Here is a 17,417-nt window from a genome sequence, read left to right as displayed (position 1 = left end):
TCGGACCGTCCGCGTCTGCCTCACGTTCCCCGCGGGAAAGGGCCGTCAAAGCCGCCCGGCTCCGGCGGCGACGAACGCCGCGAAGGCGGCGGGTGTGGTGGCGAGGGCGGGACCGCCGGAGTTCTTGGAGTCGCGCACGGCGACGTGGGGGGTGAGGTCGGCGACCTCGACGCAGTCGCCGCCGGTGTCGCCGCTGTACGAGGACTTGCGCCAGGCGGCGGCGCCAAGGGGCGCGCACTCGACGCATTGACCGCCGGTGTCGCCGCTGTAGGACGACTTACGCCACTGCACTCCCGTGCCCATAACGTTCCTCCATTACGCGAGACTTCAGCGCCGCCGATACGCCGCCTTCGCCTCCATCTCCGCGTACGCCCGGAACCAGTGCGGCAGTTGGCTCCTAAGTACCAGCCCGACCAGCCGGGAGAACATGCCGTCCGTGCCCAGCGCCGCGTCGACCCGTTCGCTGAAGTCCCGGGTGGGGACCTTCTTCGCCGTCTCGATCTGACCGACCAGCGAGCCCGTGACGAAGATGCACGAGCCCGACTGGGCCTGGTTCATGCCGGTTGCTTCCCTGCGGCGGCGCAGTTCCGCGCCGTAGTAGTCCAGCGGCGATGCGCCGGGGTCGAGGTTGCGCATGTGGACCATCGCGTCGGCCCCCCGTTCGTTGTGGCTCCCGGCCGACCGTAAGCACCGCGGCGCACCCGGGTGAGGTGAATCACGCCCGACACCTCGAACGGGGGACCTACCGGCGCGTAGGGCACGATGGCCTGATCCGCACGACCCGTCCAGGAGGACCCCATGGCCGCCGCCGCTCCCAAGCCGGAGATCCTTGCCGCCTTCGAGGCCGCCAAGGGCTTCATGCCCGTGGGCGAGGGCCTCGCCCTGTACGCGGCCGCCGCCGAGGCCGGGGCGCTCGGGCTGCCGCTGCTGGAGGTCGGGACGTACTGCGGGCGCTCGACGATCCTGCTGGCGGACGCGGCGCGGGACGCCGGCACGGTCGTCGTGACCGTGGACCACCACCGGGGCAGTGAGGAGCAGCAGCCCGGCTGGGACTACCACGACCCGGAGACGGTGGACCCCGAGGTCGGTCTCATGGACACGCTGCCCACCTTCCGCCGGACGCTGCACAAGGCCGGTCTCGAGGAGCATGTCGTCGCGGTCGTCGGCCGGTCGCCGCAGGTGGCGAAGGTGTGGGGCGGGAAGGCCGGGTTCGTCTTCATCGACGGCGGCCACACCGACGAGCACGCGACCAACGACTACGAGGGCTGGGCCCCGCATGTCGCGGACGGCGGGCTGCTGGTGATCCACGACGTCTTCCCCGACCCGGTGGACGAGTGGACCGGCCAGGCCCCGTACCGCATCTACCTCCGCGCCCTGGCGTCCGGCGCGTTCACCGAGGTGTCGGCCACCGACTCGCTGCGCGTCCTGCGCCGCACGGGCCCGGGCATCTGACGGCGACCGCACGCCGGGCCTGCACGCCGGACGGGGTCCGGTCGGGTGCGACACCGCCGAGCAGGCCGACCAACGGACCCGCCGCCCGCTAGCATCGCGAGCGTGTCGTACGACGAGAACCAGCACCGTGATCCCCGGCCGCGCCCCTCCCGGCGCGGCCTCGTCGCCGTGGTCGCGGGCGCGGCACTGCTCGTGGGCGGTGCGGGCGGGTGGCTGGTGTGGCAGACCGACGGTTCCGGAGGCGGCAGCGCTCCCACCGGGTCCGCCACCTCCGCGGGCAAACCGGGCGGCTCCAAGGCCCCGTCGCCTTCCGCGGCCCAGTCCGGTTCGAAGCCCGTGACGCCGCCCGCCTCGTCCCCCGCGCCCTCCCCGTCCAAGAAGACCGGTCCGCTGGCGGGGAAGGTCGTCGTGGTGGACCCGGGGCACAATCCCGGGAACTTCTCGCACACCCGCGAGATCAACCGCCAGGTGGACATCGGCACCAACCGCAAGGAATGCGACACGACAGGCACGGCGACCGCCGCCGGTTACCGTGAAGCCGATTTCACCCTCGATGTTTCACGACGTCTCCGCACACTCCTCGAAGAGCAGGGCGCACAGGTCGAATTCACCCAGGACGGCGACCGCCCGTTCGGTCCGTGCATCGACGAACGGGCACGATTCGGCAACGAAGCGGGGGCCGATGCGGTCGTCTCGGTCCATGCGGACGGGTCGGCCGTCGGCAACCGCGGATTCCACGTGATCCTCCCCGATCGGGTCAAGGCGGGCGCCGCCGACACCTCGAAGATCGTGGGCCCTTCGCGTGAACTCGGCGAACGCATCGCCGGCCGCTTCCTGCGCGCCACCGGAAGCTCACCGTCCAATTACGTGGGCGACGGAACCGGCCTCGACGTGCGCAAAGATCTGGGCGGACTGAACCTTTCGACTGTGCCCAAGGTCTTCATCGAATGCGGCAATATGCGGGATCCTGAGGACGTCGCTCTGCTCACCAGCCCGAGCTGGCGGCAGAAGGCGGCCCAGGGATTGGCGGACGGCATCAGCAGCTACCTACAACGGTGAGTGCGATACCGGGCGGACGTCCGGAACCGGCAGACGATAGATTCACCTCTACGATGGGGAGTCACCCCCGAGCTCCGCGTCAGCGCACACCGCCCGAACAGGCGGCAGCGAAGACCGCCCCGATGATGAGACGACGACAAAGGATTTTTACGTGAACATCCGCTCCCTCACTCGAGGCGACGGCGTGGTGATCGGAGCAGCGGTGGTGCTGTTCATCGCCTCGTTCCTCAGCTTCACCAGCGTGGACTGCCCCAGCGGGGTCGATTGCTCCAGCGCGGAGATGAACGCCTGGGACTCGCTGAACATCGTGATGTCCATCTACATCGGCGGCATCATCGGCGCCGCGCTGCTGATCCTCAGCCGCAGCATGCCGGGACGCAAGGTCGCCGGTATCGACCTCGGCCAGTTCGGCGTGGCCCTCACCATCTTCGCGCTCTGGACGATGTTCTGGACGATCATCGACATGAACAGCGCGGGCGCCGGCGCGATCCTCGGCCTGCTGGGCACCATCGCCCTGGCCGGCGGCGCCGTCGCCACCCCGCTGGTGCCGGCTCTCAAGGCACCGCTCGTCGGCGCCCCGAGTCCGGCCGCCGTCCAGCAGCCGTACGGCATGCAGCCCCAGCCGCAGGGTGGTTACGGCTACCCGGGCGCTGGTGCCGGTCAGCCCTCGTTCGGTGGCCAGCCGGGTCAGCCGCAGCCTTACGGTGCGCAGGGCGGGCAGCCGCAGGCCGCCGCCCAGCCGGCGGCCGCGGCCCCGGCCGACGCCTCCCAGGGCGGCGCCCCGTCGGACTTCACCCCGTTCTGGTTCGCCGTGCCGGTGGCCCGTCCGCTGTACGGCGAGGACGGTTCGCCGACGCCGATCGCCGAACTGGCGCCCGGCACCTGGTACCTGGCGGTGGAGCAGCGCGGTCCCGGTCTGGTGGCCCAGACGCAGGACGGCCGTCGTGGCGTACTGCAGGACACCTCGGGCATTCAGCGCGGCTGATCCCTCTCGCACACAGCGCGGCCCCTCTCCCTTCCGGGCGGGGGCCGTTGCCGTACCCTGACGCACCGTCAGAGAACCTCCGGGCGGGGGAAGGACGGACGGGTATGCGACTCGGACTCGCCCTCGGTTACTGGGGCCGCGGCCCGGACCCCGGTCAGCTGGAGCTGGCCCGTGAGGCCGAGCGCCTCGGCTACGACTCCGTGTGGACGGCGGAGGCGTGGGGGTCGGACGCGTTCACCCCGCTCACGTGGATCGCGGCGCACACGTCCCGCATCCGGCTGGGCACCGCGGTGGCCCAGATGGCCGCGCGCACGCCGACGGCGACCGCCATGCACGCGCTGACGCTCGATCATCTCTCCGGTGGCCGGATGATGCTGGGGCTGGGCCTGTCGGGGCCGCAGGTGGTGGAGGGGTGGTACGGCCGCCCGTTCCCCCGCAGCCCGCTCACCGCGACCCGGGAATACGTCGACGTGATCCGCCAAGTCCTCGCCCGCGAGGGGCCGGTGGAGCTGGACGGGCGCTTCCACCGCCACCCGTACACGGGCGACGACGGCACCGGCACGGGCAAGCCGCTGCGGCCCATCACCCATCCGCTGCGCGCGGATCTCCCCGTACTGCTGGGCGCGGAAGGGCCCAAGAACATCGCGCAGACGACCCGTATCGCCGACGGGTGGCTGCCCCTGTACTGGTCCCCGCTGCGGACCGACGTCTACGCGGCGTCCCTCGCGGACCTCCCGGCGGGTTTCATGGTGGCCCCGATGGCCCGGGCGCGGGTCTGCGACGACATCGCGGAGGGCCTGTTGCCCGTGAAGGCGATGCTCGGCTTCTACATCGGCGGCATGGGACACGCGACCCGTAACTTCCACGCCGGGCTGATGGCGCGGATGGGCTTCGCGGCGGAGGCCCACCGGATCCAGGAACTCTTCCTGGCGGGCCGCAGACAGGAGGCGGTGCTCGCCGTGCCCGACGACTTCGCCGACGAGATCTCGCTCGTCGGACCGCGTGAACGCATCGCGGAGCGGCTGGAACTGTGGCGGACCGGCCCGGTCACGGACCTGCTGGTCACCGCGCCGGACCCGCACACGCTGCGGGTGCTGGCCGAACTGAACGCCTGACACCGCGGGAGGGTCCCCAGAGCCCGGATCGAGTGGGCCCCGCTCGGGAACGAGGCCTACGGCGTGCGAGGAAGCCGGACCGTGACGAGGAGACCGCCGTCGGGGCGGGGGACGAGGTCGAGGGTCCCTTCGTGGGCGCGGACGATGCTGTGCACGATGGCCAGGCCGAGGCCGACGCCGGCGTGCTCGTCGGTGCGTACGCGGTCCGTTCCGCGCCGGAAGGGCTCGGTGAGGGTCGGTACCAGTCCCGGCGGGAGCCGACGGCCCGTGTTCTCGACCCGCAGCACGCTCGTGTCGCGGTACGCCTCGGTGTGGACCGTCACGGTGCCGCCGTCGGGGAGGTTGTGGACGACGGCGTTCTGGACGAGGTTCGTCACCATCCGCAGCAGGAGCTCCGCCGAGCCGCCGGCCGGGGCCGCCACGCCGGTGACGTCGAGCGTGGTCCGCCGCTGTTCGGCGAGGGGCAGCAGCGTTTCTGCCGCTTCTTCGGCGATGAGGGAGAGGTCGACGCTCTCGCGGGTGAACGTTGCGCGGTCGCTGCGGCTGAGGAGCAGGAGGGCCTCGGTGAGGCCGATCGCCCTCGTATTGACGGCGTACAGGCGTTCGAGTAGGTCGCCCCGGTCCCGCGTGGGGTCCTTGCGGGCGACGTCGAGGAGCGTCCGCGAGATGGCCAGCGGGGTGCGCAGTTCGTGGGACGCGTTCGCGGCGAACCTCTGCTGCTCGGCGACGTGGGACTCGAGTTGGTCGAGCATCGAGTCGAACGCGTCGGAGAGTTCACGGAATTCGTCCTGGGAGCCCTTCATACGGATCCGGTGGGACAGCGACCCGTTCCCGGCCCTCCGTGCCGCAGCCGTGATCTGTGTGAGCGGTGCGAGCATCCGGCCGGCGAGGATCCATCCCCCCAAAAGGCCGAACGCCAGGAGGAAGGCCATGGCCATGGCCGCGGCGGGGGCGAAGGTCCGCACCAGCAGATAGCGGTTGGGTGAGATCCCGAGCAGACCCTGGCTGTTGTCGGGCACGTGGCGCAGCAGGAACATCCACACCACGGCCAGCAGGAGAGCGCCGGCGACGGCGAGGAACCCGGCATAGCTGAGGGTGAGTCCGAGCCGGGCGCTGAGCCCTGGGCGTCTATGCATGCGTACTGCCGGGGTCGGCGTCCCCGCCGGGGTCGGTGGTGTCCGTACCGGGTTCGATCCGATAGCCGACGCCGGGCACCGTGGCGATGATCCATGGTTCGCCGAGCCGTTTACGCAGCGCGGAGACGGTGATGCGCACGGCGTTGGTGAGGGGGTCGGCGTTCTCGTCCCAGGCCCGTTCCAGCAGTTCCTCGGCGCTGACGACCCCGCCCTCGGCGGCGACGAGGACTTCCAGCACGGCGAACTGTTTACGGGTGAGCGCGACGTAGCGTCCGTCGCGGAAGACCTCCCGGCGGAAGGGGTCGAGCCGCAGACCCGCGATCTCGCGGACCGGGGGCCGGGCGTACGCGCGTCTGCGGTCCAGCGCCCTCAGCCGCAGGACGAGCTCCCGCAGGTCGAACGGTTTGGTGAGGTAGTCGTCGGCGCCGAGCCCGAACCCGGAAGCCTTGTCGTCGATCCGGTCGGCGGCGGTGAGCATGAGGATCGGGATGCCGCTGCCGGAGGCGACGATGCGCCGGGCGACCTCGTCGCCGGATGGGCCGGGGATGTCGCGGTCGAGGACCGCGAGGTCGTAGGAGTTGACGCTGAGCAGTTCCAGGGCGGAGTCGCCGTCGCCGGCGATGTCGGCGGCGATCGCCTCCAGCCGCAGACCGTCACGGACGGCTTCGGCCAGGTAGGGCTCGTCCTCCACGATCAGTACACGCATGTCCGAAGCCTAAGCAGCACACCATGTCGCCGACGTGTGCACGGTCGTGTGCACACCGGACACGGCTCAGCCCGCCGACGCCGCCGCGGGTGCCGGCGTGGGGCGATGCCGGTCCGACGGCGCCTCCGCCGTGGTGCGCCACCAGCGGCGCGACGCCAGCGCGGCCAGCACGGCGCCGGCGGCGTTGACCAGTACGTCGTCCACGGAGGACACCCGGTCCAGCCGCAGGACGTACTGCGCGGTCTCGACCAGGGCCGAGCAGCCCGCCCCGAGCGCCAGGATCCGCGGCACGGACGCCAGAGCCGCGAACCGCATCGGGGCGAAGAACCCCAGCGCCGCGAGGACCAGCAGGTTGCCGACGAGCCCGAGCGGCCCCATCGTGAGCAGGTCCCGCACCGGTACCAGACTCACCCGGCCGGGGACGACACCGGCCCCGGCGCCCGGCATCATGGTCATCCACAGGAACGGCACCGTCCCGTGGACCATGCCCACCTCGGCCAGCGACATCCGCCACGCCGACGGGACACCGGCGGCCTGCCGACGGCGCGCCAGAACCCACACCGGCAGCGCGGACAACGGCAGCGCGACCAGCGTCATGAGCACCACACCGTTGAACGTGTCGAAGCAGCCGTGCCACCGCCCGGCCATGCACGTCGGAGCGGCCATCATGAGCGGCCGCCGCAGGACGAACACGGCGTACGCCAGGCCGAGGACCGCCAGGCTCAGGAGCACGATCCTTCGCGTGCGGCTGGGTGGTGCCGGCAGGGACGGGTGATGGTTCATGCGCCCATTGGAGACGGAGGGCCGTTGCGGTGGCGTATGCGCTTTTCGATACGCCCGCGATACACGCCGTCCCCGCGCCTAGGAACTCGCGCAGGCCGGCCTTGAGAAGGTGCCGCCGCCGGTGCGCTTGCGGCGTCGGCGGCAGCCTCAGCCGCCGAGCCCCGAATCTCTTGACGTGCCGCCACTTGGGCGAGCCCGAAAGGGTTTCACACACGCACAAGCGGCAACACGCTGAGCATGACAACAACTACGAGCAGTACCACCACAGCGGCGAGAATCGTCGCCGTCGTAGCGGACGTCATGGCCTTCGTCATCGGCCTGTGGATCCTGATGTACCTTCTGGACGCCAACAGGGCCAACGACCTCGTCGAGTTCGTCCGCGAGACGGCCCGCTGGCTGGCCGGCTGGTCCCACGACCTGTTCACCTTCGACAAGGAATGGGCGCGGGTGGTCGCGGGCTACGGGCTGGCGGCGATCGTCTACCTGTTCATCGGCCACGCGGCGGCGGGTGCGCTGCGACGCCGCTGACCGCCTGCGGCGGGCTTGTTCCCCACCCCGCCCCTTCCCGAACCGGGCTCCGCCCGGACCCGGTACCGCGCTTCGCGCGGTGCCCTCAAGCGCCGGGCGGGCTGGATTTCGCTCCGCGAAATCAGCCTCGCCGGCGTTTGAGGCGCGGGGGTCCGGGGGCGGAGCCCCCGGTTTCGGGAAGGGGCGGGGTGGGGAAAACGCCCCGCGCAGCGGCCACGCCCCCCGTCAGCCCACCTCGCAGCAGTCCGGCGCCAGCCCCTTCGGCAGACGCTCACCGCCGAACACCGCCGTCGTCGCCTCGTCACCACCGAGCGCCGCCACGGCGAGCAGCAGCGAGCCCGCCGTCCATGTCGTCAGTTCCTCGGGCCATATCGCGCGCTCGCCCTCGAAGACGTAGCCCGTCCAGTACAGGCCGCCCTCCGCGCGGAGGTGCTGGATGGACTGGAGGATCTCCAGGGCGCGGTCGGACTCGCCCACCGCCCACAGCGCGAGCGCCAGTTCGCAGCTTTCGCCGCCGGTGACCCACGGGTTCGGCAGGACGCACCGCACGCCCAGGCCGGGCACGACGAAGTCGTCCCAGCGGGACTCGATGCGGGCCTTTGCCTCGTCGCCGGTCACCGCGCCGCCGAGGACGGGGTAGTACCAGTCCATCGAGTAGCGGTCCTTGTCCAGGAACCGCTCGGGGTGGTGGCGGACGGCGTGGGCGAGCGCACCGGCCGCGAGTTCCCAGTCGGGCTGGGGCTCCTCGCGTTCCTCCGCGACGGCAAGCGCGCAGCGCAGCGCGTGGTGGATGGAGGAACTGCCGGTCAGGAGGGCGTCGTTGACCGCTGTCCCGTCCGGCTCGCGCTTCCAGCCGATCTGGCCGCCGGGCTGCTGGAGCCCCAGGACGAATTCGACGGCCGCGTACACCACCGGCCACATCCGGTCGAGGAAGACCTCGTCGCCGGTGGCGAGGTAGTGGTGCCACACGCCGACCGCGATGTAGGCGCAGAAGTTGCTCTCGCGGCCGTGGTCCGTGACGGCGGCCGGGTCGCCGTCGTGGTAGGCGGCGTACCAGGAGCCGTCGTCGTTCTGGTGCCGGGCGAGCCACTCGTAGGCGCGGGTGGCGGCATCGTGCTCGCCCGCCGCGTCGAGCGCCATCGCGGCTTCCGTGTGGTCCCACGGGTCGAGGTGGTGGCCGCGGAACCAGGGGATCGCGCCGTCGGGGCGCTGCACGGCGAGGATCCCGGCGACGGTCTCCACGGCCTCCTCCGCGCTCAGGACCCCGGGCAGGACAAGGTGTTCGGTACGTCCGGGCAACGTCACTTGGCGGCGTCCACGGGAAGGTGCGGCTTGGTCGCGTACGCCACGAAGCTCTTGCCGATCAGAGGGTTCAGGGCCTGCTCGGCGACGCGGGTGGCCAGCGGCTTCTTCATGATGTCCCAGACGAGGAGCTTGTGGTACGCCTTCACCGGCAGCGCCTTGTCGTTGTCCACGCCGAAGGCGCACTTGAGCCACCAGTACGGCGAGTGCAGCGCGTGCGCGTGGTGGGTGCCGTACGGCCGCAGGCCCGCCTGCTTCATCTTGGCGATCAGTTCGTCGGCCTTGTAGATGCGGATGTGGCCGCCCTCGACCTCGTGGTAGGCGTCGCTGAGTGCCCAGCAGACCTTCTCGGGGCCGTAACGCGGAACGGTGACCGCGATGCGGCCGCCGGGCCGCAGGACGCGGACCATCTCGGCGAGCACGCCCTTGTCGTCGGGGATGTGCTCCATCACCTCGGAGATGATGACGACGTCGAACGACTCGTCGGGGAAGGGCAGGTTGAGGGCGTCGCCCTCCATGGCGGTGGCGGTCGCGCCGGCGGGGGCCTCCCCGGCCTCCTTCATCGCGGCGAACCACTTGGCGACCTCGCGGATCTCCTCGCCGTTCTGGTCGAGGGCAACGACCTGCGCTCCGCGCCGGTAGCACTCGAACGCGTGCCGGCCGGCGCCGCAGCCCAGATCGAGCACGCGGTCGCCCGGGGCGAGCGGAAAGCGGGAGAAGTCGACGGTCAGCACGGGGGGTCTGCCTTCCTGGGGGCGGAGCTCGGGTCTTCCTGGTGGAGCTGGGGTCAGTGGGTGCGCACGGAAGCGGCGGACGATGCGGCGATCGCCTCGCGGTAGCGTTCCGCGGTGCCGATCGCGGCCTGCTTCCAGGTGAAGCGGGCCAGCACCCTGGCCCGTCCGGCGTCGCCGAGCCGGGCCCGCAGGTCCGGATCGCCGAACAGCCGGCGCAGGGCGGCGGCCAGGGCCTCCGCGTCGCCGGGCGGCACGGCCAGGCAGGTCTCACCGTCGGGGCCGGCGACCTCGGGGATCGCGCCGCCGGTGGTGGCGACGAGCGGTGTGCCGGTGGCCATGGCCTCCGCGGCGGGCAGCGAGAAGCCCTCGTACAGCGACGGCACGCAGGCGATCTGGGCGCTGCGCACAAGGTCGACCAGTTCGGCGTCGGTGATGCCCTTGACGAACCGGACGGCGTCGTCGAGGCCGTAGCGCTCGATGAGTTGCGCCACCGGGCCGTCCTCGGCGCGCTTGCCGACGACGACGAGGTGGGCGTCCGGGTTCTCGGTGCGGAGTTTGGCGAGCGCCTCGACGAGGTGGACGAGGCCCTTGAGGGGGACGTCGGCGCTGGAGGTCGTGACGATCCGGCCGGGGACCTCGGCGACGGAGGGGTCCGGCGCGAAGAGGTCGGTGTCGGCGCCGATGTGGACGACATGGACGCGGTCGCGCCGTACGCCGAGGTGGTCGACGATCTCCTGCTGCGAGGAGCCGGAGACGGTGAGCACGGAGGGCAGCCTGCGGGCGACGCGCTTCTGCATGCGGGTGAAGCCGTACCAGCGGCGCACGGAGGCCCGGCGCTGCCAGCTCTCCGCGGCGTCGAGGTCCAGTTGCCGGTCGACGGTGATCGGATGGTGGATCGTCGTGACCAGCGGGGCGCCGATGTCGCCGAGGAGGCCGTAGCCGAGGGTCTGGTTGTCGTGGACGACGTCGAACTCGCCGCGCCGGGCCAGCAGGTGGCGGCGGGCGCGGAGCGAGAACGTCAGCGGCTCCGGGAAGCCTCCGGTCCACATCGTGGCGACCTCGAGTGCGTCGATCCAGTCCCGGTACTCGCCGCGGCCGGGCGTGCGGAACGGGTCGGGGCTGCGGTACAGGTCGAGGCTGGGCAGCTCGGTGAGCGGCACGCCCTCGTCGAGGACCGGGTAGGGCTGGGCACCGATCACCTCGACGCGGTGGCCGAGCCGGGCGAGTTCGCGCGACAGGTGGCGTACGTAGACGCCCTGGCCGCCGCAGAACGGGTTCCCCTTGTACGTCAGGAGGGCGATGCGCAGCGGGGCGTCACCGCTGCCGGACGTGCCTGACGTGCCCGCTCGGGGGCCGGCCTCTATGGCCTCTGCGGTCACCCGGGGCCCCCTTCTCACTGCGTTTCGGCGGAGCCTAATCGGTCGCGCTAATCTAGAACAAGTTTCAGAGTTGATGGTTCAAGGGACTTCGAATCTACCGGGCGGTAGCGCGACTGTGACCGGCGGATCAGGTGATTCCCGCCACGGCGGGCGGGTGAGGGAACGGACACCGGGACTATGACAGCGCAAGGAAGGCCGACGATGCCCGCGACGCCGCCCCTCACCGAACGGCAGGAGGCGCGCCGCCGCCGCATCCTGCACGCGAGCGCCCGGCTCGCGAGCCGTGGCGGGTTCGACGCGGTGCAGATGCGGGAGGTCGCCGAGTCGTCGAGCGTCGCGCTCGGCACGCTGTACCGCTACTTCCCTTCCAAGATCCATCTGCTGGTCGCGACCATGCAGGACCAGCTCCAGCAGATGCACACGACGCTGCGCAAGCGCCCGCCGGGCGGGGAGAGCCCCTCCGAGCGGGTCGCGGAGACGCTTATGCGGGCCTTCCGGGCGCTCCAGCGCGAGCCGCACCTCGCGGACGCGATGGTGCGGGCGCTGACCTTCGCGGACCGCAGTGTGAGCCCCGAAGTGGACACCGTCTCGCGGCAGACGACGGCGATCATCCTGGACGCGATGGGGATCGAGCACCCGACGCCGGAGCAGCTCTCCGCCGTCCGTGTCATCGAGCACACCTGGCACTCGGCGCTGATCACCTGGCTGTCGGGGCGCGCCTCCATCGCCCAGGTGAAGATCGACATCGAGACGGTCTGCCGGCTGATCGACCTGACGTCGCCCGGCACGGCGCAGGGCCGTGCCGCACCGAAGACCCGGCGCGGCACGGACTAGGACCCTGCGGACCTCGGGGCGCAGCGGCTACTCCTCCGGCGGGAAGACCGGCTCGCCGCTGTCCGCCGCGGTGAGCGTGATGGCCTCCACCGGGCAGTTCTCCGCGGCCGCGAGGAGCTTCTCGTCGGCGTCGGCCGTGGTGGCCCGCGCGTGCGACTGGCGCGCCGCGTCGAGGTCGAAGCTGTCCGGGGCGTGGCCGACGCACATGCCCGAGCCGATGCACAGGGTGCGGTCCACCTCGACGCGCCAGCGGTCCCCCATCAGTGGCTCCCGTGTCCGGCGGGCAGGTGGATCATCTTGTGCTCGAGGAACTCGCCGTAGCCCTCAGGGCCGAACTCACGGCCCACGCCGCTGTTCTTGTAGCCGCCGAACGGGCCGAGCATGTCGAGACTGAAGGTGTTGACGTTGTACGTGCCGGTCCGTACCCGCCGTGCGAAGTCGATGCCGTGCTCGACGTCGGACGTCCACACGCTGCCGCTGAGGCCGTAGTCGGAGTCGTTCGCGATCGCGGCGGCCTCGTCCTCGTCACCGTACGGCAGCAGGCAGATCACCGGGCCGAAGATCTCCTCGCGGGCGATGCGCATGGAGTTGTCGACGCCGCCGAAGAGGGTCGGCTCCACGTACCAGCCGCGTTCCCGTCCGGCCGGACGGCCGCCCCCGCACAGGACCTTGGCGCCCTCCTCCTGCCCGACGCGTATGTAGTCCAGCGATCGCCGCTGCTGGCGCTCCGCGACCAGCGGGCCGACCTGGGTGGCCACGTCGAGGGGGTCGCCGACGACGAGCCCGGAGGCCGCGGCGGCGAAGGTCTCCGCGATCTCGTCGTAGCGGCTGCGCGGCGCGAGGATGCGGGTCTGGGCCACGCAGGCCTGGCCGTTGTTCATCCAGGCGGCCGGGACGATCCCGGCCACCGCGGTGGCGAGGTCGGCGTCGGGCAGGATCACGGCCGCCGACTTGCCGCCGAGTTCGAGGGTGACGCGGGTCAGGTTGCGCGAGGCGACCTCCATGACCCGGCGGCCGGCCTCGACGGAGCCGGTGAAGGAGACCTTGTCCACGCCTTTGTGCCCGACCAGGTACTCGCTGACCTCCCGGCCCGCGGGCAGGATCGACAGGACTCCCTCCGGCAGCCCCGCCTCCCGCGCGATCTCGCCGAGGATGTACGCGTCGAGGGGCGTCTCGGGCGACGGCTTGAGGACGACGGTGCAGCCCGCGAGCAGCGCGGGGGCGAGCTTCGCGGCGGCGGTGAACTGCGGGACGTTCCACGGCACCACGGCCGCGACGACACCCACCGGCTCGCGCCGCACCAGGATCGGGCCGAGGACGCCGCTGCGCCGCTCCTCGTGCGTGAACTCCCGGGCGACGGAGATCGCCGAGTCCCACACCATCATCGCGCCGAGCGCCTGGGCGAGGACGCTCCACGAGTAGGGGGAGCCGTTCTGCGCGCTGATGGACCGCGCGATCTCCTCGTGCCGTACGGCGACGGCGTCCTTGATCCGGCCGACGACCTCGATCCGCTCCTCGAGCGTCGTGCGCGGCCAGGGCCCTTCGTCGAAGGCCCGGCGCGCGGCGGCCACCGCCCGGTCCACATCGGCGCGTGAGGCGTGCGGGACGCGGCCGATGACCTGTTCGGTGTGCGGGGAGATCACCTCGATCACTTCCGTGCCGAGCGGGGCCGTCAACTCGCCGCCGATGAACAGTTCTCCGTGTTCCACGAGCTCGGTCATGACTGCTGCCTCCCGCCGGGGCGCACTATCTGACACAGTTTCAGAACTGATATCAGTTCCGGTTACAGGGGGCAATGGCCATGGCGCCGACGGACGAGGCAGCGGCTGGGCATGTGACCGACCACGGCGGCGGCGTCCGCTCCCTGCGCGTCCCCATCCCGGACAACCCGCTCGGCCACACCCTGGTCCACCTCCTCGACACCGACCGTGGGCCGGTCCTCGTCGACACCGGCTGGGACGACCCGACCGCCTGGGACACGCTCTCGGCGGGGCTCGCCGCCTGCGGCACCTCGCCCGCCGAGATCCACGGTGTCGTCGTCACCCACCACCACCCCGACCACCACGGGCTGTCCGGCCGCGTCCGCGAGGCGTCCGGCGCGTGGATCGCGATGCACGCCGCCGACGCCACCGTCGTGCGCCGCACCCGGGAGGCCGAATCGGGGCTGTGGCTCGACTACCTCGCCGGCAAACTCGCCCGCGCCGGGGCGCCCGAGGCACACATCGCACCGCTGAGAGCCGCGCGCGCCGCCGGTGGCGGGGGCGGACTGCCCGGCCTGCGCCCGGCACTGCCCGACCGGGAGATCGTCCCGGGCGAGCTGCTCGACCTGGCGGGCCGAAGACTGCGGGCCGTATGGACGCCCGGCCACACCCCCGGCCATGTCTGCCTCCACCTCGAAGAGGCTCACCCGGCGGGCCGTCCCGGCAACGGCCGCCTCTTCTCCGGCGACCACCTGCTGCCCGGCATCACCCCCCACATCGGCCTCTACGAGGATCCCGACGACGCCACCGTGACCGACCCCCTCGGCGACTACCTCGACTCCCTGGAACGCGTCGGCCGGCTCGCCCCGCCGAAGTGCTCCCCGCCCACCAGCACGCCTTCACCGGCGCCCAGGACCGGGTGCGGGAGCTGCTCGCCCACCACGAGCAGCGGCTCACCGGACTGCTGGCGCTGCTGGCCCGGCCGCTCACGGCCTGGCAGGTCGCCGAGCGGATGGAGTGGAACAGGCCCTGGGAGCAGATCCCGTACGGCTCCCGCACCATCGCCGTGTCCGAGGCGGAGGCGCATCTGCGGCGGCTGGTGAAGCTCGGCCGTGCGGAGGTCGCGGCGGGCGGGGAGCCGGCCCGGTACGTGGCGGTGTGACGGGCGCCCCACGTCGGGGGAGCCGGCCCGGTGGACAGCGGTGTGACGGGCGCCCCACGTCCGGGTACGCGACCGGCCGGTAGAGTGGCGCCGTCGTCATCATTACCCGTACGGGGGGAAGCCGGTGGAAATCCGGCGCTGACCCGCAACCGTGAGCCGCCGTCCGTGGTGGCAAGTCGGAATGCCCCGTACGAGGTCGTGACCGGCTCGTGTCACCGGCAGCCCGCCGGTGACCGGCACCGTCGAGGCATACGGAGCCGGAGCCCAGGTGCCTGAGCGTGCCCGTGCCCGGATCCCGCCGGGAGTACCGCAGGAGAGGCACCGCCCGCCATGACCACCGTTCGCCGCGGCGCAGCCGCGCTCGTCGCCTCCGCCGTGCTCGGCCTGTCCGCCGCACCCGCCGCCTTCGCGGCCCCCTCCCCCACCCCGTCCGCGGAACTGCCCGCCGGGCTCTACGGCAAGGGCGACCCGACCTACGACGGTGTGTGGCGGCAGTCGCTCGCCCTCCTCGCCCAGGACACCACCGGCGTGAGGCCCGCGGACGCGGCGGTCGCCTTCCTGACCGGGCAGCAGTGCGCGGGCGGCGGCTTCCCCTCGTACCGCGCCGACACCGCGAAGGACTGCGACGCCGAGCTGCCGCTCGACACCAACGCCAGTGCGGCGGCCGTGCAGGCGCTCGCCGCGCTCGGAGGGCAGGACGCCGTGGTCGACAGGACCGTCGGCTGGCTGAAGTCCGTGCAGAACGAGGACGGCGGCTGGGGCTACAACCCGGGCGGCGCGAGCGACGCCAACTCGACATCCGTCGTCATCGGCGCGCTCGCCGCGGCCGGCGAGCAGCCCGCCGCCGCGAAGTCCAAGGGCGGCAAGACTCCTTACGACGCGCTGCTGACCTTCGCGAAGCCCTGCGGCGGCGAGGACGGCGGCGCGTTCGTCTACCAGGTCGCGTCCCCCGGCATCGTCGCCGACTCCACCGCGGCGGCCGTGCTCGCAGCCCACGGCAAGGGCCTGGCGGCGACCGGCGCCGGCACCGAGGACGCCAAGGGCACGGCCTGCGAGAAGGCCACCGACATCGAGGGCGCGGCGCACAACGGCGCGGCGTACCTCGCGAACGGGCTGGCGAAGAAGGGCCACTTCGACACCCCGCCGATGCCGGGCGCCGACGACTCCTCGCCCGCACCGGACTACGGCAACACGGCCGACGCGATCGTCGCGCTGTCCGCGCAGGGCCTGGCCGAGCAGGCGAAGAAGCCGCTGGCGTGGCTCCAGCAGAACTCGGCGGCCTGGGCGAAGCAGAACGGTCCCGCCGCCTACGCCCAGCTGATCTTCGCCGCCCGCGCGGCCGGCGCCGACCCGAAGTCCTTCGGCGGCCAGGACCTGGTCGCGGCCCTGAACGCGACCGGTCCCGCCCCGCAGGCGGCCGCCTCTCCGTCCGCCTCCGCGAAGAGCGAGGACTCCTCCGACTCGTCCTCCTCGACCTGGTGGATCGTGGGCGTGTTCTTCGTCGCGGCCGTCGGTGTCGGATTCCTGTTCAGCGGCCGCAGGAAGAACCAGAGCTGATGCGCGCCCGCTTCCTCGCCCTTCTCGGCCTGTGCGCCCTGCTCACGGTGGCCGTCGCGGCTCCCGCACAGGCCGCGGGCTACCGCTACTGGTCGTTCTGGAAGAGCAGCGGCGGCGAGTGGACGTACGCCACGGAGGGCCCGGCCACCGCCCGCCCGGCCGACGGATCCGTGCACGGCTTCCGGTTCTCCGTCAGCGAGGACAGCGGGGACGCGGCGACCCCGCGCACGGCGCCCGACTTCGCCACGATCTGCGCGGGAACACCCGCGAAGGACGGCGCGAAGCGGCTCGCCCTCGTCATCGACTTCGGCACGGCGTCGGACGCCCCGCAGGGCGGGACGCCGCCCGCGCAGCGAACGGCGTGCGCGCGGGTCGCCCCGGCGGCGACGACGGCGGAGGCACTGGCACAGGTGGCGAAGCCGCTGCGCTACAACAGCGAGGCGCTGCTGTGCGCGATCTCGGGCTACCCCGGCTCGGGCTGCGGCGACCAGGCACTGCCGGCCGACCCGCCGGCACCCGGCACGGGCTCGAGCACGGCCGTGGTCACGACGAAGGAACCGGCAGGCGGCGACGGCCCGTCGGTGGGCGTCTACGCGGGCATCGCGGCGGTCCTGACCCTGGCCGGAGCGGCGGTGTGGCGCTCCCGCCACACCCACCGATGACCTCCCGCCCCGACGGGGCGCATCCGGCCCCGCCGGCGATTGAGGCCCGGGGCCCGGGCCAGCGCCCCGGCGCACCGCACTGGACCGCCGCACCCAACGGCCCCACGCCGCACGCCCAACCGAACGACCCGGCACACCCAGCCCCGCCGACGCGTCGCGCCGACGCAGACACCGGGGCACATCAAGCCCCGCCGGCGATTGAGGCGCGGGGTCCGGGGCAGGACCCCGGCATACCGCACGGGGCCGGGGCACCCAACGGCCCCGCACCCCAGCCGCACGCCGACGACCCGGCACACCCAGCCCCGCCGACGCGTCGCGCCGAG

General features: G+C 72.4%; 17 protein-coding genes, 2 pseudogenes and 1 riboswitch. Of the genes and pseudogenes, 9 read left to right on the top strand and 10 right to left on the bottom strand.

The features are described from left to right. Nucleotides 1-45 precede the first annotated feature (45 nt). Complete coding sequence (locus GLX30_RS25025; protein WP_159692545.1) at nucleotides 46-303, bottom strand: DUF397 domain-containing protein; 258 nt, start codon at nucleotides 301-303, stop codon at nucleotides 46-48. Nucleotides 304-339: 36 nt separating this feature from the next. After that, nucleotides 340-645: pseudogene (locus GLX30_RS25020) on the bottom strand (helix-turn-helix transcriptional regulator); the annotation flags it as partial. 153 nt (nucleotides 646-798) lie between these two features. Between GLX30_RS25020 and GLX30_RS25015 the strand changes: the two are divergent. From GLX30_RS25015 to GLX30_RS25000, 4 genes are all read left to right on the top strand, one after another. Then, nucleotides 799-1,452, top strand: a complete 654-nt coding sequence (locus GLX30_RS25015; RefSeq protein ID WP_159692543.1) for a class I SAM-dependent methyltransferase — start codon at nucleotides 799-801, stop codon at nucleotides 1,450-1,452. 102 nt (nucleotides 1,453-1,554) lie between these two features. Continuing rightward, a complete protein-coding gene (locus GLX30_RS25010; RefSeq protein WP_159692541.1) occupies nucleotides 1,555-2,511 on the top strand; it encodes an N-acetylmuramoyl-L-alanine amidase in 957 nt (318 codons plus the stop codon). A 151-nt stretch (nucleotides 2,512-2,662) separates the two neighbouring features. Beyond that, nucleotides 2,663-3,496 carry a hypothetical protein gene (locus tag GLX30_RS25005; RefSeq protein ID WP_159692539.1) on the top strand — a complete coding sequence of 278 codons (834 nt, stop codon included), beginning with the start codon at nucleotides 2,663-2,665 and terminating at the stop codon, nucleotides 3,494-3,496. Between the two features lie 104 nt (nucleotides 3,497-3,600). Further along, nucleotides 3,601-4,611 (top strand): LLM class F420-dependent oxidoreductase, encoded by a 1,011-nt coding sequence (locus GLX30_RS25000; RefSeq protein WP_159692537.1) that lies wholly within the window; start codon nucleotides 3,601-3,603, stop codon nucleotides 4,609-4,611. A gap of 56 nt (nucleotides 4,612-4,667) precedes the next feature. On the opposite strand, the gene GLX30_RS24995 is transcribed toward GLX30_RS25000, so the two are convergent. The 3 genes from GLX30_RS24995 to GLX30_RS24985 form a co-directional block, all read right to left on the bottom strand. Next, on the bottom strand, nucleotides 4,668-5,747 hold the full coding sequence (locus tag GLX30_RS24995; RefSeq protein ID WP_159692535.1) for a HAMP domain-containing sensor histidine kinase: 1,080 nt from the start codon (nucleotides 5,745-5,747) through the stop codon (nucleotides 4,668-4,670). Beyond that, nucleotides 5,740-6,453 (bottom strand): response regulator transcription factor, encoded by a 714-nt coding sequence (locus GLX30_RS24990; RefSeq protein WP_159692533.1) that lies wholly within the window; start codon nucleotides 6,451-6,453, stop codon nucleotides 5,740-5,742. Before GLX30_RS24990 ends, GLX30_RS24995 begins: the two co-directional genes overlap by 8 nt. A 66-nt stretch (nucleotides 6,454-6,519) precedes the next feature. Further along, nucleotides 6,520-7,236, bottom strand: coding sequence for a VanZ family protein (locus GLX30_RS24985; RefSeq protein ID WP_159692531.1), 717 nt, complete (start codon nucleotides 7,234-7,236; stop codon nucleotides 6,520-6,522). A 237-nt stretch (nucleotides 7,237-7,473) separates the two neighbouring features. On the opposite strand from GLX30_RS24985, the gene GLX30_RS24980 reads away from it, so the two are divergent. Further along, on the top strand, nucleotides 7,474-7,764 hold the full coding sequence (locus GLX30_RS24980) for a hypothetical protein (RefSeq protein ID WP_159692529.1): 291 nt from the start codon (nucleotides 7,474-7,476) through the stop codon (nucleotides 7,762-7,764). A gap of 225 nt (nucleotides 7,765-7,989) precedes the next feature. On the opposite strand, the gene GLX30_RS24975 is transcribed toward GLX30_RS24980, so the two are convergent. From GLX30_RS24975 to GLX30_RS24965, 3 genes are read right to left on the bottom strand one after another with little or no spacing between them, the layout of a single operon-like run. Continuing rightward, on the bottom strand, nucleotides 7,990-9,069 hold the full coding sequence (locus tag GLX30_RS24975) for a prenyltransferase (protein WP_159692527.1): 1,080 nt from the start codon (nucleotides 9,067-9,069) through the stop codon (nucleotides 7,990-7,992). Next, nucleotides 9,066-9,800, bottom strand: a complete 735-nt coding sequence (locus GLX30_RS24970; RefSeq protein WP_159692525.1) for a class I SAM-dependent methyltransferase — start codon at nucleotides 9,798-9,800, stop codon at nucleotides 9,066-9,068. The genes GLX30_RS24975 and GLX30_RS24970 overlap by 4 nt, the downstream gene beginning before the upstream one ends. 53 nt (nucleotides 9,801-9,853) lie before the next feature. Continuing rightward, nucleotides 9,854-11,179: a glycosyltransferase family 4 protein gene (locus tag GLX30_RS24965; protein ID WP_159692523.1), complete on the bottom strand. Its 1,326-nt coding sequence runs from the start codon at nucleotides 11,177-11,179 to the stop codon at nucleotides 9,854-9,856. A gap of 177 nt (nucleotides 11,180-11,356) precedes the next feature. Between GLX30_RS24965 and GLX30_RS24960 the strand changes: the two genes are divergently transcribed. Beyond that, nucleotides 11,357-12,013, top strand: a complete 657-nt coding sequence (locus GLX30_RS24960; protein ID WP_159692521.1) for a TetR family transcriptional regulator — start codon at nucleotides 11,357-11,359, stop codon at nucleotides 12,011-12,013. 27 nt (nucleotides 12,014-12,040) lie between these two features. Here GLX30_RS24960 and GLX30_RS24955 read toward each other — a convergent pair whose 3' ends face one another. Beyond that, entirely contained in the window at nucleotides 12,041-12,274 is a 234-nt protein-coding gene (locus GLX30_RS24955) for a ferredoxin (RefSeq protein ID WP_005318281.1), read from the bottom strand. Next, complete coding sequence (locus GLX30_RS24950) at nucleotides 12,274-13,734, bottom strand: aldehyde dehydrogenase (RefSeq protein ID WP_159692519.1); 1,461 nt, start codon at nucleotides 13,732-13,734, stop codon at nucleotides 12,274-12,276. The genes GLX30_RS24955 and GLX30_RS24950 overlap by 1 nt, the downstream gene beginning before the upstream one ends. An 80-nt stretch (nucleotides 13,735-13,814) precedes the next feature. Between GLX30_RS24950 and GLX30_RS24945 the strand changes: the two are divergent. The 3 genes and pseudogenes from GLX30_RS24945 (at nucleotide 13,815) to GLX30_RS24935 (ending at nucleotide 17,094) form a co-directional block, all read left to right on the top strand. Beyond that, nucleotides 13,815-14,875 (top strand): annotated as a pseudogene (locus tag GLX30_RS24945) (MBL fold metallo-hydrolase). Between the two features lie 114 nt (nucleotides 14,876-14,989). Further along, a riboswitch (cobalamin riboswitch) is annotated at nucleotides 14,990-15,062 on the top strand. Between the two features lie 143 nt (nucleotides 15,063-15,205). Further along, nucleotides 15,206-16,432, top strand: a complete 1,227-nt coding sequence (locus GLX30_RS24940; protein WP_159692517.1) for a prenyltransferase/squalene oxidase repeat-containing protein — start codon at nucleotides 15,206-15,208, stop codon at nucleotides 16,430-16,432. Further along, nucleotides 16,432-17,094, top strand: coding sequence for an SCO2322 family protein (locus tag GLX30_RS24935; RefSeq protein ID WP_159692515.1), 663 nt, complete (start codon nucleotides 16,432-16,434; stop codon nucleotides 17,092-17,094). Before GLX30_RS24940 ends, GLX30_RS24935 begins: the two co-directional genes overlap by 1 nt. Nucleotides 17,095-17,417: the final 323 nt, after the last annotated feature.

Origin of the sequence: Streptomyces sp. Tu 2975 (assembly GCF_009832925.1) — a bacterium.
In the GTDB taxonomy this organism is placed as follows: Bacteria; Actinomycetota; Actinomycetes; order Streptomycetales; family Streptomycetaceae; genus Streptomyces.
Note: the sequence above shows the minus strand (reverse complement) of the source record. Positions and strands in the feature narration are given on the sequence as shown.

Bases quoted from the DNA above. Each gene is read 5' to 3' on its own strand.
- GLX30_RS25025 (WP_159692545.1), bottom strand. From the start codon at position 303: ATGGGCACGGGAGTGCAGTGGCGTAAGTCGTCCTACAGCGGCGACACC.
- GLX30_RS25015 (WP_159692543.1), top strand. From the start codon at position 799: ATGGCCGCCGCCGCTCCCAAGCCGGAGATCCTTGCCGCCTTCGAGGCC.
- GLX30_RS25000 (WP_159692537.1), top strand. From the start codon at position 3,601: ATGCGACTCGGACTCGCCCTCGGTTACTGGGGCCGCGGCCCGGACCCC.
- GLX30_RS24995 (WP_159692535.1), bottom strand. From the start codon at position 5,747: ATGCATAGACGCCCAGGGCTCAGCGCCCGGCTCGGACTCACCCTCAGC.
- GLX30_RS24990 (WP_159692533.1), bottom strand. From the start codon at position 6,453: ATGCGTGTACTGATCGTGGAGGACGAGCCCTACCTGGCCGAAGCCGTC.
- GLX30_RS24985 (WP_159692531.1), bottom strand. From the start codon at position 7,236: ATGAACCATCACCCGTCCCTGCCGGCACCACCCAGCCGCACGCGAAGG.
- GLX30_RS24980 (WP_159692529.1), top strand. From the start codon at position 7,474: ATGACAACAACTACGAGCAGTACCACCACAGCGGCGAGAATCGTCGCC.
- GLX30_RS24960 (WP_159692521.1), top strand. From the start codon at position 11,357: ATGACAGCGCAAGGAAGGCCGACGATGCCCGCGACGCCGCCCCTCACC.
- GLX30_RS24955 (WP_005318281.1), bottom strand. From the start codon at position 12,274: ATGGGGGACCGCTGGCGCGTCGAGGTGGACCGCACCCTGTGCATCGGC.
- GLX30_RS24950 (WP_159692519.1), bottom strand. From the start codon at position 13,734: ATGACCGAGCTCGTGGAACACGGAGAACTGTTCATCGGCGGCGAGTTG.
- GLX30_RS24940 (WP_159692517.1), top strand. From the start codon at position 15,206: ATGACCACCGTTCGCCGCGGCGCAGCCGCGCTCGTCGCCTCCGCCGTG.
- GLX30_RS24935 (WP_159692515.1), top strand. From the start codon at position 16,432: ATGCGCGCCCGCTTCCTCGCCCTTCTCGGCCTGTGCGCCCTGCTCACG.